General features: G+C 71.0%; 12 protein-coding genes and 1 pseudogene. 7 read left to right on the top strand and 6 right to left on the bottom strand.

Annotated elements, in window-relative coordinates; genetic code table 11:
- Both QH290_RS23465 and QH290_RS23460 read right to left on the bottom strand, forming a co-directional pair.
- The coding region (locus QH290_RS23465; protein WP_280385139.1) for an ADP-ribosylglycohydrolase family protein at positions 1-876 on the bottom strand (876 nt) is incomplete at its 3' end.
- A 6-nt stretch (positions 877-882) separates the two neighbouring features.
- Positions 883-1,329 carry a hypothetical protein gene (locus tag QH290_RS23460; protein ID WP_280269674.1) on the bottom strand — a complete coding sequence of 149 codons (447 nt, stop codon included), beginning with the start codon at positions 1,327-1,329 and terminating at the stop codon, positions 883-885.
- Positions 1,330-1,721: 392 nt separating this feature from the next.
- On the opposite strand from QH290_RS23460, the gene QH290_RS23455 reads away from it, so the two are divergent.
- The 4 genes from QH290_RS23455 to QH290_RS23440 all read left to right on the top strand — a co-directional run bounded on the left by QH290_RS23455 (position 1,722) and on the right by QH290_RS23440 (position 8,257).
- The gene (locus tag QH290_RS23455; protein WP_280269673.1) at positions 1,722-2,207 is read left to right on the top strand and encodes a universal stress protein; all 486 of its coding nucleotides are present in this window, start codon (positions 1,722-1,724) and stop codon (positions 2,205-2,207) included.
- A gap of 85 nt (positions 2,208-2,292) precedes the next feature.
- Entirely contained in the window at positions 2,293-3,384 is a 1,092-nt protein-coding gene (locus QH290_RS23450) for an isochorismate synthase (RefSeq protein WP_280385136.1), read from the top strand.
- 105 nt (positions 3,385-3,489) lie between these two features.
- Positions 3,490-3,660, top strand: a complete 171-nt coding sequence (locus tag QH290_RS23445; RefSeq protein ID WP_084520114.1) for a DUF2613 domain-containing protein — start codon at positions 3,490-3,492, stop codon at positions 3,658-3,660.
- A complete protein-coding gene (locus QH290_RS23440; protein ID WP_425303646.1) occupies positions 3,641-8,257 on the top strand; it encodes an alpha-(1->3)-arabinofuranosyltransferase in 4,617 nt (1,538 codons plus the stop codon). Before QH290_RS23445 ends, QH290_RS23440 begins: the two co-directional genes overlap by 20 nt.
- Here the strand turns inward: QH290_RS23440 and QH290_RS23435 are convergent.
- Positions 8,203-9,336: pseudogene (locus QH290_RS23435) on the bottom strand (acyltransferase family protein); the annotation flags it as partial. The gene QH290_RS23440 and the pseudogene QH290_RS23435 overlap by 55 nt on opposite strands.
- A gap of 406 nt (positions 9,337-9,742) precedes the next feature.
- Here QH290_RS23435 and pgfA point away from each other — a divergent pair.
- Positions 9,743-10,870 carry a cell envelope lipid trafficking protein PgfA gene (gene pgfA, locus QH290_RS23430; RefSeq protein WP_280269670.1) on the top strand — a complete coding sequence of 376 codons (1,128 nt, stop codon included), beginning with the start codon at positions 9,743-9,745 and terminating at the stop codon, positions 10,868-10,870.
- Positions 10,871-10,897: 27 nt separating this feature from the next.
- On the opposite strand, the gene QH290_RS23425 is transcribed toward pgfA, so the two are convergent.
- Positions 10,898-12,088, bottom strand: coding sequence for a polysaccharide biosynthesis protein (locus QH290_RS23425; RefSeq protein ID WP_280385141.1), 1,191 nt, complete (start codon positions 12,086-12,088; stop codon positions 10,898-10,900).
- 136 nt (positions 12,089-12,224) lie between these two features.
- The gene (locus tag QH290_RS23420) at positions 12,225-12,437 is read right to left on the bottom strand and encodes a PIN domain-containing protein (RefSeq protein WP_280269669.1); all 213 of its coding nucleotides are present in this window, start codon (positions 12,435-12,437) and stop codon (positions 12,225-12,227) included.
- A gap of 82 nt (positions 12,438-12,519) precedes the next feature.
- On the opposite strand from QH290_RS23420, the gene QH290_RS23415 reads away from it, so the two are divergent.
- Positions 12,520-14,328, top strand: a complete 1,809-nt coding sequence (locus tag QH290_RS23415; protein WP_280385135.1) for an MmpA family trehalose lipid delivery protein — start codon at positions 12,520-12,522, stop codon at positions 14,326-14,328.
- A gap of 28 nt (positions 14,329-14,356) precedes the next feature.
- Positions 14,357-14,794, top strand: a complete 438-nt coding sequence (locus QH290_RS23410) for a VOC family protein (protein ID WP_280269667.1) — start codon at positions 14,357-14,359, stop codon at positions 14,792-14,794.
- Positions 14,795-14,883: 89 nt separating this feature from the next.
- Here QH290_RS23410 and QH290_RS23405 read toward each other — a convergent pair whose 3' ends face one another.
- Positions 14,884-16,059 carry a glycosyltransferase family 4 protein gene (locus QH290_RS23405; RefSeq protein ID WP_280269677.1) on the bottom strand — a complete coding sequence of 392 codons (1,176 nt, stop codon included), beginning with the start codon at positions 16,057-16,059 and terminating at the stop codon, positions 14,884-14,886.
- Positions 16,060-16,390 lie beyond the last annotated feature (331 nt).

Raw genomic sequence — 16,390 nt, 5'->3', positions numbered from 1 at the left:
CGCCCCCCCCCCCGCCGCGCCCCCCCCCCCCCCCCCCCACCCCGGCGGGCGGCTCGGGGGCGGGGGGGGGGGGGGGGCGCCCGGCCCCCCCCCCCGGGCCGGGTCGTCCGGGCAGACGTAGCCGTAGATGTCGGCGCGGATCATCGCGCCGATCCATTCGCGGTAGGGATTGCGGTGCCGGGCGGTCGCCGGGGGCACCCAGCCGTCGATGAGATTGCGGTAGGCGACCCGCTCGGCGGTGTAGGTCTGCAGGAACGGCAGGCGCGCAAGCCATTCGGTGGCCACGTCGGCGGCGGTGAACTCGGTCCCGCGGTGTTCCAGCAGGTGCAGGCCGAGCACGGTGTAGTCGAGATCGTCGTCGCGCGGGCAGCCGTCGATGCGGCCCCGGGTGGATTCCGGCCAGCTGCGCTGCAGTTGGTAGCCGTCCGGCATCGGGGTCGGCACCGGCACGTAATCGGTCAGCGGGTAGGCGTCGGCGCGCTCCAGATAGGACCGGATCAGCCGCGGGGACCAGTGGAATCCGTTCTCGAGCGGCTTGCCCAGCGTGCATCCCGCGCACCGCCCCAGCCAGCCGCCGAGAATGCCGTCGTACAGCCTGCTACCCGATGGCGCCGGGCTCGGAACAGGTTGCGCCACAATGGCTTCCCCGACCTCGTCGTACGGCCATGCCGGGTCGCGCGGTGCCGCCTCGACGCGATCGAGCATCCGCCAGCACGCCGCGGGATCGGGGGTCGAGGTGTGGGTGAGTTCGCGGACCTCCTCCGCGAAATCGCCCACGATATAGCCGGATTCGCGACGCTGCAGCCATTCGAAGTACAGCAGCGCGCGCGGATCCCCTTCGGGATGGCCGAAGAAGGCCGATTCGATCGGTTCCATGATCTTTCACAGGATCGTGGTGACCACCGCGACGACCTCCGACAGCAACGGCAGCGATTCGTCCCGCTGTGGCGCACGCGCCCACCAGCGTCCCTCGTGGGTATGCCGGCCGAAGCCGGTGGGCAGGATGACGTTGCTGCGATGCGGGCCGATGTCCACGCCGTGGCGCTCCAGTTGGACGGTACATTCCAGGGAGGGGTACCCATCGAAGACCGCGAGGAACGTCCGGCGTGGCGGTCGGTCGCGCACCAGCACCGGACCGGGTATCCCGCGCACCGTGAGCTCGCCGAGGATCAGCGCGCCCAGCGGTTCGGGGGTGTTCACCGCGGCGATCGAGTCGAGCAGGGGTAGCACGACGAACCCGGGGGAGGTGACATGCACGCGCGGCAGGCCGAACAGCGACCGATACGCCTGTGCCCAATCCTGAGGAGTAGCAAGTTCTTCCAACCGCAAGATCAACCTCATTCGGTTCGATACCCCGGCACCGGCAACCGGTGACGGTCGTGGGATCTTCCAGTGAAGACCGAAAAGTGCGGCTGGATCGGTGGTTTCGGTGAATCCTGCGCAAATTGTCAGATACGGTCGTGTAGAGGGGTTATAGCGAGCGGACGGTCTGAAATCCTTGTGGCACAAACTGTTCGGTACGAATAGGGCCAGCCCCGTGGACAACGGACCGGTCACATGACCACAAGCCCGAGGAACCGGGCCGCGGGGCACATTCCTCGCGCTCGGTGTTCACCGGCCGCAAATATCCGGGAAAGCGGCCTCGACATCCGCGTTTCGGGAGGTTTGCCGGGGTACCCTCGCTGGCATAGGCCGAGGCACCGGAACCCGGGAGGTTCGCTATGCCCTGCGACACGATGCTCATTGCCTACGACGGTTCCGAGAATGCGAAACGGGCCGTCGAGTACGCGGGCCGGTTCCTGTCCGCGACCAGAGCGGTGGTGCTCACCGCCTGGGAGCCGATGGTGCGCCAGGCCGCGCGGATGTCCGGGCTCTCCGGGGTGATGCAACCCGAATGGCTACCCGACGAGGAGATCGAGGACGTCGCCTACGTCGACGCCAAGCACATCAACGCCGAGGGCGTGCGGCTGGCCAAGCTGGCCGGGCTCAACGCCGAGGCGCGCACCGCCGAGTGCACCTCCACGATCTGGAACGCGATCGTCGACGTCGCCGACGAACTCAACGTCGACATCATCGTGGCCGGTACCCGCGGCGCCACCGGCATCCGGGCGCTGATGCACTCCAGCGTCGCCGAGGCCGTGCTCAAACACTGCCACCGCCCGATCCTGCTGGTTCCCCCGGGCAGGGACCCCGCCGACTCCCGATAACCCGCCCGGGTGTGGGTGGCCACACTGAGACGTCCGTCGCTTCCCCCGGGCCGCCTCGGGCACCGCGGACTATCGTCGGGGAGTCATGGACGGTTTTCTGCTCGCTCAGCCCGGGGGCGTGGTGCGCGCCAGCGGCACCCGGCGCGCGTTCGACGATGCGGAGCGAGCGGCGCGGGCGCTGCGCGGCGGCGCCGAGTTGATCGTCGGGGCACTGGCATTCGACCCGCGCGAGCCCGCCGCGCTGTGCGAGCCCGAACGGGCCGAGCACACCGCGGGACCGTGGCGCCCGGCGGCGGTGCCGGACCTGCCCGCGGTCCATGTGATCACCGAACTTCCCAGCGCGGCGGAACATATCGCGCGGGTGACCAAACTGGTCGAGCAACTGTCGGACGCCGCGCAACCCCTGCGCAAGGTGGTGGCCGCGCGGTCGCTGCTCGCCGCCGCCGACGCACCCCTGGAACCGGCGGTGGTGGCCGGGCATCTGCTGGCCAGGCATCCGCGGGCCAACGTCTTCGCGGTGGACCTGTCCCCGGCCGGTCGCCCCGGCGCGACGCTGGTCGGCGCCACACCCGAGGTACTGGTCGCCCGGTACGGCGACACGGTCACTCTGCGGCCGCTGGCCGGTACGGCACCGCGCCATCCGGACCCCGACGTCGATGCCGAGGTGTCGCGAGAGCTGTTGTCCAGCACCAAGAATCGCGCCGAGCACGCCTTCGTCATCGACTGGATCCGGGAGCGGCTCGGCCCGGTGTGCCGCGCGCTGGACGTCCCCGATGAACCGGAGCTGATCAATACCGCCGAGGTCTGGCACCTCGCCACGCCGATCCGCGGCCGCCTGCGCGACCCCGCCACCACCGCGCTCGAGCTGGCGATGCTGCTGCACCCGACGCCCGCGGTCTGCGGCACCCCCACCGATCTCGCCCTCGAGACCATCATCGAGATGGAGGAGGATCGCGGCTTCTACGGCGGCGCGGTCGGCTGGTGCGATGCCCGCGGCGACGGCGAATGGGTGGTGGCGATCCGCTGCGCCGAGCTGTCGGCCGACGGCCGGACCGTGCGCGCCTTCGGCGGCGGTGGCATCGTCGCGGCCTCGGATCCGGCGACCGAACTCCACGAGACCACGGCCAAGTTGCGCACCCTGCTCGGCGGCCTGCGCTGCGACGTACCCGACCACTGAGACGGGGCGCGGATCGCATCCATCGACCCGCGCCCATCGCCGTGCACGGCTCGATGTTGTAGGTTGACTCGGAATACGCCTGCGTCGATGTATGGGAGTACCGCGATGAAGTTTGCCGTCCCTGGTGCTGCGAGCGCCGTCGCCGGAGCGCTGCTCGGTGTCGTCGCGGTGTTCGTCATCACGACGGCGATGGCGCAGAACTCGCGGCCCGAGGTGGATCGCAGCGGCGATGCGTCGTCGTCGCTGCTGAACAACGTTGAGTACGGCTCTCGCTGAGTCGTCGACCGTCGCTGCCCTACCCGCCGACACCGACCGGACCGCGCCGCTGGGTCGGCGCTGGTACTTCGGCACCGTCGTCGCGGCATTCCTGCTGACCTTCCTGCAGGCACCCGGCCTGACCGTCGCCGACACCAAATACGATCTGGCGCAGAATCCGCTGGGGTTCCTGGAGCGCGCCGCGCACCTGTGGAGCAGCCAGGCCCCGATGGGGCAGGTCCAGAACCAGGCCTACGGGTACTTCTTTCCGCACGGGGCCTTCTTCTCGCTCGGGCACGTCCTCGGGCTACCGGCCTGGGTGACGCAGCGGATCTGGTGGGCGCTGCTGATCCTCGCCGGATTCTGGGGGATCGTGCGGCTGTGCGAGGTGCTCGGCATCGGCACCCGCGGCTCGCGCGTGGTGGCCGCGCTGGCCTTCGCCCTCTGCCCCCGAGTCCTGACCACACTCGGCTCCATCTCCTCGGAGACCTTGCCGATGATGCTGTCCCCATGGGTGCTGCTGGGCGTCATCGGACTGCCCCGCCTGGTATTGCGGGGGCGGCATGGATCCCGGCCAAAAGCACGCCGGGAAAAAGATGGGGGTACGGCACGCCGGGAGAAAGATGGGGGTACGGCACGCCGGGAAAACGACGGTGGGGCGGTGGCTCTTTCCCCGGCGGGGAGTGCTCTGGCGCTGGCGCTGATGGGGGCGGTCAATGCTGTCGCTACGGTGGCTGCGTTCTTGCCTGCCTTGATCTGGTGGCTGTCGTATCGGCCGGATCGGCGGTGGTGGCGGTTCACCCTGACCTGGGTTCCGCTGCTGGTGCTGGCCACCTTCTGGTGGGCGGTGCCGCTGCTGCTGCTCGGGCGGGTGAGTCCGCCGTTCCTGGACTACATCGAATCGTCCGGGGTGACCACGCAGTGGGCCTCGCTGGGCGAGGTGCTGCGCGGCACCGACAGCTGGACCCCGTTCGTGTCCCCGGAGCGCATCGCGGGTGCGGTGCTGGTGACCCAGCCCGCCGCGGTCCTGGCCACCGGGCTGCTGGCCGCGGCCGGGATGGCGGGGCTGGCGCTGCGGTCGATGCCGTGCCGGGGCCGGTTCGCGATCATCCTGATCGTCGGACTGGTCGGCATCTGCGCCGGATATGTGGGCGAACTCGGCGGGCCGTTCGCCGAACAGATACGGATCTTCCTGGACGCGGGCGGCGCGCCGCTGCGCAATGTGCACAAGCTGGAGCCGCTGATCCGGCTTCCGCTGGTGCTCGGCCTCGCGCATCTGCTGCGCCGGATTCCGCTGCCCGCCTCGGCGCCTACTCCGGTGTGGCGCAGTGCCTTCGCGCATCCCGAACGGAACCGGATGGTGGCCGTGGCGGCGCTGATCCTGGCCGCGCTGACCCTGTCGACCTCGCTGGCCTGGACCGGCAAGCTGGCCCCGCGCGGCGCCTACGACCGGGTCCCGGCCTATTGGCAGCAGACCGCGGATTGGTTGGCGCACAACGCCTCCGACACCCGGGCGCTGGTGGTGCCGGGCGCGCCGTTCGGCAGCCAGATCTGGGGATTGACCCGCGACGAACCGCTGCAGGCGCTGGCGAGCACCCCGTGGGCGGTGCGCGACGCGGTACCGCTGACCCCGCCCGGCGCGATCCGGACCATGGATTCGGTGCAGCGCCTGATCGCCGACGGACGGCCCTCGGCCGGTCTGGCGCCGACACTGATCGCGCAGGGCATCGGAATCCTGGTGCTACGCAACGATCTCGACCCCGAGACCTCGCGCTCGACCCGGCCGATGCTCGCGCACCAGGCGGTCGAGGGTTCGCCGGGACTGACCAAGGTGGCCGAGTTCGGCGACAAGATCGAGATCGGGCACGGCGACGGCCTGATCGCCGACGGCGATCTGCGCCCGGCCTATCCCGCGGTCGAGATCTACCGCGTCGGTGCCGCACCGCCGGGCACGCCCGAGAACGTCCACAGCGGACGCGGCGCACCCCCGTCGTTCCCCGGTGCCTACACGGTGCCACTGGATTCGGTGCCGGTGGTGCAGGGCGGTCCCGAGGCACTGGAACGGTTGCGGCGCACCGGCGATGCCACGGCGGGCCCGACGCTGCTCGCGTCCGATGCCGCGCGGGCCGGACTCCCGGGCGGGACGATGACCGTCACCGACACTCCGATGGACCGCGAGGCCGACTTCGGGCGCGTCGACAACCACGCCTCGGCGCTGCGGGCCCCGACCGACGCCCGGCGCACGCACAACCTCGTGCCCGACTATCCGGTCCCCGGCGCGGCGCTGGTGGAGGGCGAGTGGTCGGGCGCGACCGTGACCGCATCCAGCTCCGCCGCCGACGCCACCCAGCTCGGGGGCGCGGCACCCGGCGGCTCCACCGCCGCGGCCGTCGACGGCGACACCTCCACCGCCTGGTTCAGCAACAGCGCCGAACACGCTGTCGGGCAATGGCTTCGGCTCGGTCTCGACCATCCGATCACGGCGGGAACGGTGCAGGTGACGACCAGCCCGGCGGCGATCGGCGACCCGGTGAAGTGGATCGAGGCGCGCACCAACAACGGCACCGTCGCGGCGCGCGTCTCCGAACCCGGTGCGCCGGTGTCGGTATCGCTGCCGCCCGGGCGCACCGAGTGGGTGCGGATCATGGCGACCCGCACCGAAGGCGGTAGCGCCGGAGGACAATTCGGCATCAGCGAACTCGGGCTCACCGACTACTCGAACCGGGATGCTCCGGCGCCCGTGGACATTCGGCATCGCACCGTGCTGCCGCCGGTGGCGGCCGGTACGGCGGCGTTGCAGGGCTGGTCGCTCGGACAGGAATTCCCCGGCCGTAGTAGCTGTTTCGATGCCCCCGACCGGGTGCGGTGCAGCAAGGGGCTGGGACTGGCGGCGGAGGAGCCGGGCGTGTTCGAGCGGACCGTCGACGTCCCGGCGCCGATGGATGTCACCCCGCGGCTGACCGTCCGCACCCGCCCGGGCCCCGCCCTCGAGTCGCTGCTGACCAATCCGGACCGGCCGATCGCCCGCGGCAAGGCCGACGTCGGCGACCTGCGCGGCTCCGCCTTCGCCGCCACCGACGGCGATCCGCGCACGAGCTGGACGGCACCGGAGGATACGGTGCGCGATCCGGCCGGGCCGAAACCGACGCTCACCATCGAACTGCCGAGACCGGCCCTGGTGACCGGCCTGGAGGTGACCCCGCCGCGCGGCGAACTCCCCGCCCGGCCCACCTCGGTCGCGGTCAATCTCGGTGACGGACCGCAGATTCGCGAACTCGACGACGAGTCGGAGCCCGGGACGCCGACGCGAATAGCGTTGCACCCCAGGGTCACCGACCGCATCGAGCTCAGCATCAACACCTGGAGGTCGGTGCTGGACCGCACGGCCCTGGGTTTCGCGCAGGAACAACCGCCGGGCCTGGCCGACGTCTCGGTGCTGGGACCGGACTACCCGGCGCCCGCCGCACCGGACCGCCCGATCACCGTCGACTGTGCGAGCGGGCCGACCGTCGCGCTGGCCGGAAGGATCGTGCACACCACAGTGACCGCGACCGCGGACGAATTGCGCTCCGGGGCACCGGTTTCCGCGCGGGTATGCGGGGTGGATTCCGGCGATCCGGCCGCGCCCCAGGATGTTTCGGCCGATCCGATGATCGGGCTGCCGGACGGCCCGGTGGATGTCACCGCCGCGCCGACGGAACTGTTCTCGGTCGACCAACTGCGCTTGGACCGCACCGATGTCGTGCCACAGCCGCTGTCGGCACCGCCCGGCACCCGTCTTCTCGTTCTCCCCCTGAGCACCAATGTGGGCTGGAAGGCACACACCGCCGACGGCCGCACCCTGTCCCCGGTCGTCGTGGACGGATGGCAGCAGGGCTGGCTACTACCCGCCGACGCCAAGGGCCCGGTCACCGTCGAATTCCCGGCCGACCACTGGTACCGCCTATCGATCTTCGGCGGCCTACTCCTCCTGATCCCCCTTGCCGCCCTGGCAATTCCGTGGCCCCGCCGGAAACGGGGAAGCACCGCAGCCGACAGCGCGATGCCGACCAGCGGCAGTGCCACACCTGGAGACAGAAGCGCGCCTTCGCCTACGCCAACAGAAGGCATCAGATCCGCACCCGTCATCGGTTCCGAGGGCGGATCCGGCGACGACGAGCCGCCGTCCTCGGCGGTTCGGGCCGATCCGTCGGCTGAACCACGAGCCCTGCGGGCAGGCGGCGGGGCGGATACGCCTCCGCGCACGTGGAACAGCCGGGTTCTCGGCGCGGTCGGGCTCGGCCTGGCCACGTTCCTGATCGCCGGGCCGGTCGGAATCGCGCTCACCGCGGTGGGTCTCGTGGCGACCCAGTTCGCGAGCCGGATCGCGGCGCGGGTGCTGGTTGGGGCGGCGGGCATCGGGACGGCGGTGTCGATGGCCGCGCTGTCGACGGGGCCGTGGCGGTCGCCGGAGGGCTACATGGGCGGCTCGGTATGGGTCCAGCTACCCGCGCTGCTCGCCGTTGTCGCCGTCGGCATCGCCGCGCTCCCGTCACGTGATCGCACCCGACCCCGTGGCGAGGATCAGCCGAACCGGCGCCGAACCCAATGGCGCACAGGCTCTTCGACGAGCGCGTAGCTGGCAGCGGCGAGCGGCAGGGTGAAGGCGACGGTGAGCACCAGCACGGGCACGAAGCTGCGCTGGAAGGGCACGATGCCGAATACCGGGAACACCATGGCCAGCACGGCCAGGTGCCAGATGAAGATGCCGTAGGACCAGCGGCCGATCGTCGCGGCCACCCGGCTCTCCAGCCATCGATGCGGCCGGTCGCCGAGCACCAGCGGCGCGAGCAATGCGAAACCGATGAGGGCGCCCAGCCCCATCTTCATCGCGTACTGCCAGGGCACCCCGCGGGTCAGACCGGCCGGGCCCGCGAGATCGGTCGCCGACAGCAGGAAGACGATCAGCGCGATCGGCCACATGACCCAGGGGTTTCCGGCGATCCGCCGCCACCGTGCACCCGCGCCCGCGCCGCCCTCCACCAGCTCGGCCAGCAGCATGCCCGCGACGAACCACGGCAGATACCCGGGCAGCCAGTTGTCGGCGTTGATCGCCTCCGGCGTCGGCACGGGCAGAAAATTCCAGCCCAGGCTCACCAGTCCGAGCGCCAGCACCGCCGGTGCGCGCCAGCGTGCCGCCGCACCGCGCAGCCGCACCACCGCCAGCGCCAGCAGCGGCAGCACGAGATAGAAGGCCACCTCCACCGACAGGCTCCACATCTGGGTCAGCCCATCGGTCAGCGTCAGCGGCACGAACACCTGCAGCAGCGCCAGATTCGCCACCCACACCCGCAACCCGGCCGAATGCGCCGCCGACGGCAGGAGAATCAGCACCGCGCACACCACGACCCAGTACGCGGGGAGAATCCGGGCCGCGCGATGGAGAAGATAGCGCCCGGCGGGCGGAGCCGTGCCCAGCCCGCGGGCGGCCGCGGCGTGCGGCCGCCACAGCAGAAAGCCCGACAACCCGAAGAACACGGCGACCGCCATATCGAATCGCCCCCACACCCGGCCCACCACCGGCATCCCGGTCGCGCCGGTCTGAAAGGCGACATGCGTCAGCACCACCCCGAGCGCGGCCAGCCCACGCATCCCCTCGAGCGCGGGGACGAACGCGCGGCGCCCGGGAACAGCCGAAGCACGTGCGGGTGCCGATGCGCCCGCAGGAACCGAAGCACCCGCAGGAACCGAAGCACCCGCAGGAGCCGAAGCGCTTGCGGGAGCCGAAGCGCCTGCGGGAGCCGGTGCGCCCGCGGGCGTCTCCTCGCTCGCGGCCTGGTGCGCGCCGGTGCTCGGCGCCGCGTCACCGACCGGCGGCCGACCGGACGCCGCACGGCTCGTGGCGGCTACGGCCGACTCGGCATGGGGTGTCACGGGCACTTTCATCGGGCTCCAGTCTGCCGCGTTCGGTCGGCGATGGGCATTCCCGCATTCGATTCGAGAGGTTTCCGGCCTCAGCTCGGCATGCATACCACAGAGACTGTTAGTGTCGGGGCTCACGAATACTGCGCCGCGACCGTAGTGTTCACCCGGAACGGCCTGTTCGACGACGAGGAGAGTTTGCATGGCACTCAGTGCCGGAACCAAGAGGACGGTGGCGTGCCTGCTCGTGGGCCTCGGCGCGCTGCTGATCGTGGCAGCAGTGCTGGTCCCGACATACGCGGTCGGCCAGCTGGCCAAGACTCCCCTCGACCTCGAGATCACCACGATCGCCAAGAACCAGCCGGACGCACCCAGTGAGGTGCTGGACTCCAAGTCCCTCACGAGCGGTGACGGCCCCGCGAAGGTCGACAAGAACGTCCGGCTGCTCTCGCAGCGCTTCCTCACCGTCGAGGATCCGTCGGACAAGAACGATATGACCATCCAGGCCGGGCAGACGCTGCGCAATATCGACAAGCAGGGCGACACCGGACTGCTGACCGCCACCATCGACCGGGTGACCATCGACCGCAAGGACGGCATGCCGGTCGACACCGACCCCAACGGGTCGATCGCCTCCACGGTCAACACCAAGGGTGAGAGCGTCGCCGAGCCGGTGCAGCACACCGGCCTGCAGTACCGGTTCCCGATCGGCACCGAGAAGAAGTCCTACCCGTACTTCGATATCAACGCGCGCAAGTCCTTCGACATGAACTTCGTCGAGGAGACCGAGATCAACGACCTGAAGGTCTACCACTTCCAGCAGCAGGTCCCGGCGACCGATCTGTCGAAGGCGTACAACTCGCCCACCAACAAGCTCGCGCTGCCCGCCAGCAAGTGGGGCGTCGAGGGCGGCGACGCCACCATCACGATGAGCCGCTTCTACAGCGATGTGCGCGACGTGTGGGTGGAGCCGCAGACCGGCACCATCATCAAGGGCGCCGAGCAGATCCACATGTACTACTCACGCACCGGCGAACCCGAGGTCACCGCGCTGAAGTCGACCCTGGTGTTCGACGACAACACGGTGAATTCGCAGATCGCCGAGGCGAAGAAGTACACCGACGAGCTGTCGCTGTACAGCCGGATCCTGCCGATCACCTTCGCGGTCATCGGTGTGATCTCGCTGATCATCGGGCTGTTCCTGGGCCTGCGCGACGGCTCCGGCCCGGCGGGCCGATTGGTCGAGCGCCGCAACCCGTCTCCGAACGAGCCGCAGCCCGGCGCGGACGATTCCCCGACGCAGCAGATCAATATCGGCAAGCAGCCCTAGGTTTTTCGAGTCCGCGAGTTCGGCGAATCAGCGCCGCTGTCGTGTCGCGCGCAGGACCACGGCGACCATCGCCGCCGTGGCCGTCGCCGCGACGACGGTCGCCGTGGTGATCAGCGCGGGCAGCGTCCGCGCGAAGGCCAGCATGACCGCGATCTCGACCGCCAGCGCCGCCCACGTAACCGCCGCGGGCGCAGTGCGATCCACCGCGATCGCCGACAGCAGGGCGCCCTGCAGCAGGGCGAGCAGCGCACCGTCGAGCGCGAACAGCCACAGCCAGCCCTCGATCGGGGCGTAGTCGCTGCCCGCGAACAGCGGGGCCAAGGGGGCGCAGACCGCCGCCCCCGCCACGGCGACGATGCCGATCGCCGACAGCACACCGAGCGCGTCGCGAACGGCCCGCGCGGAGTGCTGCGGCTGTGCCATCCGTGGATACAGCACGACCCCGACCGCCTGCGGCAGCCAGAAGGCGATCTTGGTAGCGATGGCGCCGAGCGCATAGCGGCTCGCATCGGCATCCTCGAGCACGATCCGCGCCACGATCAGATCCGCCGACGACAGCGCCATCAACACCGCCTGCACCTGAGCCGCCCGCAACACGGACAGCACAGCCGCACCCTCTGTTCGTTCCCGCACCCCCTGCGAGGGCTCGAAAGGGGTGCGGGAGCCAGCAGAGGGTGCGGCGTCGGGGGGAGGGGGCGTGGCGTGGTCGCCCGCGATGCGGCGAGCGCCCAGGGCGGCGGCGGACAGGCCCGCAGCGGTCGCCCAGAGTGCGACGGCCGAGCCCCCGCCGACCGCGAGCACGATCAGGGCGGGGGTGACGCGGGCGATCCCGGCACCTCCCAAAATCGTTGCCAGGGAACGGAATCGGCGACCACCCTGGAGTACGCCCTGCTCCCCCGACAGCAGTACCAGCGCGGGCGCCGCCATCATCGCACCGGCGGCCGCCACGGCGCTCACGTGCAGCACCACCGACACCGCGGGCACGAGCACGATCGCGGTCACCGCCACGATCGCCGCGCACCGCCACCCCAACCGGCGCACCGCGGTCACCGAAGCACCGCGCACCAGTTCCCGGGCGACCACGTTCTGCAGTGCCAATGCCGGGACCGCGCACAGCAACTGCACCGCCAGCAGGCTCGCGAACTCGCCGTAACCCGCCACCCCGAGCCACCGCCCGGCCAGCAGCTGCAACAGATATCCGGCGACATTGGCCGTCATCGCCCCGGCCGTCACCAGCGTCAGATCGGCGACGACAGGCAGGCGACCAAGGGCAGACACCCCGTCATGCTGCCATCCGCACCACCACCCCGGCACAGTGCCCGACCGAACCCGCGGACGCGCCCGCCGCCGAACGTCACGCCATCCGAACCCGCGCAACCGCCCGGCCGGTCATCTGCGTGATCAGCTCGCAACCCCTGTCCATGTACAGCACGAGCTTTGCCCGCTCCGCGACCGCGGCCACCATCAGCTCCGGAAACGGCAGCGGTGATGACCGAGATCGGCCAGCGCCCGGAGCATCCTTGCGGCGCGCAGTCCCTGCGGCGGGCGAACGGTACTTCACCGGCATCCGTGAAATGGGATATCGGCATGAAAATGGATCGAGCGGGCCGTCACGCGCCTACGGAACGGGGCACGTAGGGTGGCTGAGCGTGGTCGAGGGTGGTCGGGTGGGTAGCGGGCGGTGGGGCCGGTTCGTGCCGTCCGGTTACAGCCTCGTACTGGCGCTGATCGTGGTCGGGCCGCTGCTCGGGCCCGGATATCTGTTGCTGCGCGATGCGGTGAGCACGCCGCGGTCCTACCTCACCGATTCGGCGCTCGGGCTGGGGGATGCGGCACCCCGTGCCGTTCCCCAGGACGCTCTGCTGGCCACGGTCTCCACCGTCGTGGACGGCGGAATCGTCGTCAAAGCGATTCTGGTACTGGCGCTCTGGGCCGCCGGTTGGGGCGCCGCCGAGCTGGCACGGCGACTGCTGCGGGTGTCTACGGCGCCGCAGCTTGTCGCGGCCACCGTCGCGGTGTGGAACCCATACGTGGCCGAGCGGCTCCTGCAAGGACATTGGAGCCTGCTGACCGGATACGCCGCCCTCCCCTGGACGGTGCTGGCCGCGCACCACATCCGCCGGACGATCGGAAGCAGGCGCGAGACCGCACGACGACTCGGGTTCGGCCGGGCGGGGGTTTGCGCGTGGGCGATGCTGGGTGGGTGTTTGGCTGCGGCCGGATTGACGCCGACGGGCGCGTTGCTGGCGGGGTGTATCGCGCTGGTGATCGTCGGCAGGCGGAATGTCGTTGGGGCACTGGCGCTCTGGTGTGCCGCGTCGGCGCCGTGGCTGATGGCCACCGCGCTGTCCGGGGCGGGAGCCGAACCGTCGGATCCGGCGGGGATCGCGGCGTTCGCGGCGCGGGCCGAGCCGGGGCTGGCGACGCTGGGGAGCCTCGCCGGACTAGGCGGAATCTGGAACGCGGACGCGGTGCCGGGCTCGCGCACGACGCTCGTGGCCCTGGCGGGCACCGCGGTGCTGCTGGTCCTGGTGGCGGCGGGCCTGCGCCGGATCGCCGCGCCCGGTGCGGAATCCACGCGGCACACCCGGCGGGCGCTGCTGGTGGTGGCGGCGCTGGCGATCGTGCTGCCCGCGCTGGGCGCCACGGCGTGGGGCGTGCACATCGGCGAATTCCTCGTCACCCGGGTGCCGGGCGCCGGGCTGTTCCGGGACACCCAGAAGTACGCCGCCCTGGCGATGCCCGCCTTCGCGTTGTGCGCGGCCGCCGGTTGCCGGGCCCTCGCCGCGGCGGGCCGCGGGCAGGCGGGGTCGGCGCTCGGAACGCCTTTGACCGCAACGTTTTTCATCGCACTGCTGATCTTCACACTGCCCGATCTCGCCTGGGGCGTCGGTGGCGAGCTCCGGCCGGTGCACTATCCGTCCGGTTGGCAGCGCGTCGCCGCCCGGATCGACGGCCCGGGTGACGTCGCGGTGCTCCCCGGCGGCATGTTCCGCAGATTTCCCTACAGCGGCCGCGCCGCCGTCCTCGACCCGGCGCCGCGCATGCTGCCCCGCGACGTGCTGCAGACCGGTGAGCTCCCGGTTCGCGGTCGCATGGTCTCCGGCGAGGGCACCCGCGCCCGCACCGTCGAACAGCTGCTCCTGCACGGCGGTTCCGCATCCGACCTCGCGGCGCGGGGCGTCGGCTGGGTACTGGTCGAGCGCGGCACCCCAGGCCCCCTGGGCGATTCGAAAACCACACTGGCCCAACTGCATCCGGAGGATGTCGACGGCGAACTCGCCCTGTATCGCGTCCCCGGACCGATCGAACCGCGCGGGAATGCCCCGGGCGCCCACCGCCTGCTCGCGATGGCCGCGCACCTGCTCTGGGCGCTACTGCTCCTCGCCGGAGGAGCGGGGCTGCTGGGCGAGCGGTTCCTGCGCCGTCGCGCACTCGCCGGGCGTGCGGCCGGGTAATCCGGGCGGGATGGGTCATGATGGCCACATGGCGGAGAGCTTCCCCACCCTGCGCTCGACGGTCCTCGATGCCACCGACCCGCGTGGTCTGGCGGAGTTCTACCGGCAGCTGCTGGGGTACGAGTATCGACCCGGCGACGAGCCTCCACCGGCGGGTGCGCCCGACACCGCGGACTGGCTGGTGCTCCTGTCCCCTACCGGGCGCGCGCGACTGGCCTTCCAGGGCGTGCCCGATCTACCGCGTTCGAGCTGGCCGAAACCGGATGTGCCACAACAACTGCACCTGGATCTGAGCGTCCCCAGCATCGAGGAACTGGTCGCGCAACACGAACGCGCCCTCGGCCTGGGCGCCACCCTGCTCTACGACCGTTTCGACGACCCGGTCGAACCGCTGTACGTCTATGCCGATCCGGCGGGGCATCCGTTCTGCATCTTCGTCGTCCCGCCGGACGGCGACGAGCCGTGAGCGCGCAAGGCGAATCGTCGACATGGTGGGCGTATCGGCCCTGAGCGCTGCTCCCGGTCCGCAGGCCCCACGACACGCTGTCCCGCAAGCTATTCCCGGTCGGCGGGCCCCGCGACCAGACCCGCGACGTACTCTCCCCGCGTCGCGGCCGAGAGCACCTCGAACACCCCGTTTCCCGTTTGCTCCCAGGAGAATTCGCGGGCACGGGTGCGGGCCTTCTCCCCCATGACGGTGCGGGCCTCGGCGCTCGCGAGCAGATCCCCGACCACCTCCGCGAGCTGGGCGGCATCATCGACCAGCATGCCTGTCACACCGTCGACGACGGAATCGGTGAGACCGCGAGAACTGCGATAGCCGACGGTGGGAACGCCGTGCTGGGCGGCCTCGATCACCGCCAGGCCCCAGCCCTCCTTACGGGAGGGCAGCACGTGTACCCAAGCGCGGGAAAGCAATTCGTGCTTGCGGCGCTCGTCCACATGGCCGTGGAAGGTGACCGCGTCGGCGATACCGAGTTGGCGCGCACGGTTTTTCAGATTTCCGGCCCACCAGCCGCCGCCGACCACGTCCACCCGCAGCCCCGGAACGCGCGGGCGGAGTTCGGCGGCGACGGCCAGCGCGTCCTCGATCTGCTTGTGCGGCACCAGCCGAGACAGCACCACGATGCTCGGGTGGGCCGTGCGGGTCTGCGCCGCCCCCGTCGGCGCCTCCCGCGGGATCGGCTCGGCGCCGTTGCGCACCACAGCGATCCGGTCGCGGTCCACGCCGAGCGCGGCGAGTTCCTCGGCGGACGGCAGCGAGACCGTCAGGTACTGATCGCGCCGATGCAGGCGCGGGGACAGCCGCGACTCGATCCACCAGCCGATCCGCCCCACCAGACGCCCGGCGACGGGCCACTGCTCGCGATGCCCGTGATGCACCAGCAGCACCGAGGGCGCCCGGCTCACGGCGCGGGCGAAGAAGGGGATGCCGTTCTGCGTATCGATCACCGCATCCGGCCGCAGCCCGCGTAGGGGGCCGAATCCGAGGCGCCCGCACACCATCGCCGCCAGTGCCCTCGGGTACACCGTGTAGCGCCCGCCGCCGCGGCTGATGTCGATGCCGTCGATCCGCTCGCGGCGCGGGGCGCCGGGATAGTGCGCGGTCCGCAGGGTCACCCGGACGCCGCGGGCGGCCAGCTGCGCGCCGACCCGCTCCAGATAGCGCTCGCTGCCGCCCCCCTGCGGATGCCCCGTGTCACGCCAGCACAGCAGCAGCACCTCGCGCAGTTCCCCGCCACCGGCGGCCTGCGTGACCACAGAGAGTTCGCGAGGGCCGGTATCGGGCACAGCACATCTCCAGGTCGTACTCGGTCGGGCGACTGACAACGCGCTCCACCCTATAGCCCACCCCCACCAACCGCCCGACCGGCAGCCCACCCAACCCCTCCCGGCGCGCCTCCCCCCATCCCACACGCCTCCTCCCCGGCATGCCTCCTCCATCCCACACGCCTCCTCCCCGGCACGCCTCCTCCTATTCCCGGCATGCCTCCTCCTTTCCCGGCATGCCTCCTCCTATTCCCGGCATGCTTTTGGCCGGGATCATCGCCGTGCCTGGTGT

The sequence above is a fragment of the Nocardia wallacei genome (assembly GCF_029869545.1).
GTDB classification, from domain to species: Bacteria; Actinomycetota; Actinomycetes; order Mycobacteriales; family Mycobacteriaceae; genus Nocardia; species Nocardia wallacei_A.
Note: the sequence above shows the minus strand (reverse complement) of the source record. Positions and strands in the feature narration are given on the sequence as shown.

Bases quoted from the DNA above. Each gene is read 5' to 3' on its own strand.
- QH290_RS23450 (WP_280385136.1), top strand. From the start codon at position 2,293: ATGGACGGTTTTCTGCTCGCTCAGCCCGGGGGCGTGGTGCGCGCCAGC.
- QH290_RS23455 (WP_280269673.1), top strand. From the start codon at position 1,722: ATGCCCTGCGACACGATGCTCATTGCCTACGACGGTTCCGAGAATGCG.
- pgfA (WP_280269670.1), top strand. From the start codon at position 9,743: ATGGCACTCAGTGCCGGAACCAAGAGGACGGTGGCGTGCCTGCTCGTG.
- QH290_RS23445 (WP_084520114.1), top strand. From the start codon at position 3,490: ATGAAGTTTGCCGTCCCTGGTGCTGCGAGCGCCGTCGCCGGAGCGCTG.
- QH290_RS23425 (WP_280385141.1), bottom strand. From the start codon at position 12,088: ATGACGGCCAATGTCGCCGGATATCTGTTGCAGCTGCTGGCCGGGCGG.
- QH290_RS23420 (WP_280269669.1), bottom strand. From the start codon at position 12,437: ATGCCGGTGAAGTACCGTTCGCCCGCCGCAGGGACTGCGCGCCGCAAG.
- QH290_RS23410 (WP_280269667.1), top strand. From the start codon at position 14,357: ATGGCGGAGAGCTTCCCCACCCTGCGCTCGACGGTCCTCGATGCCACC.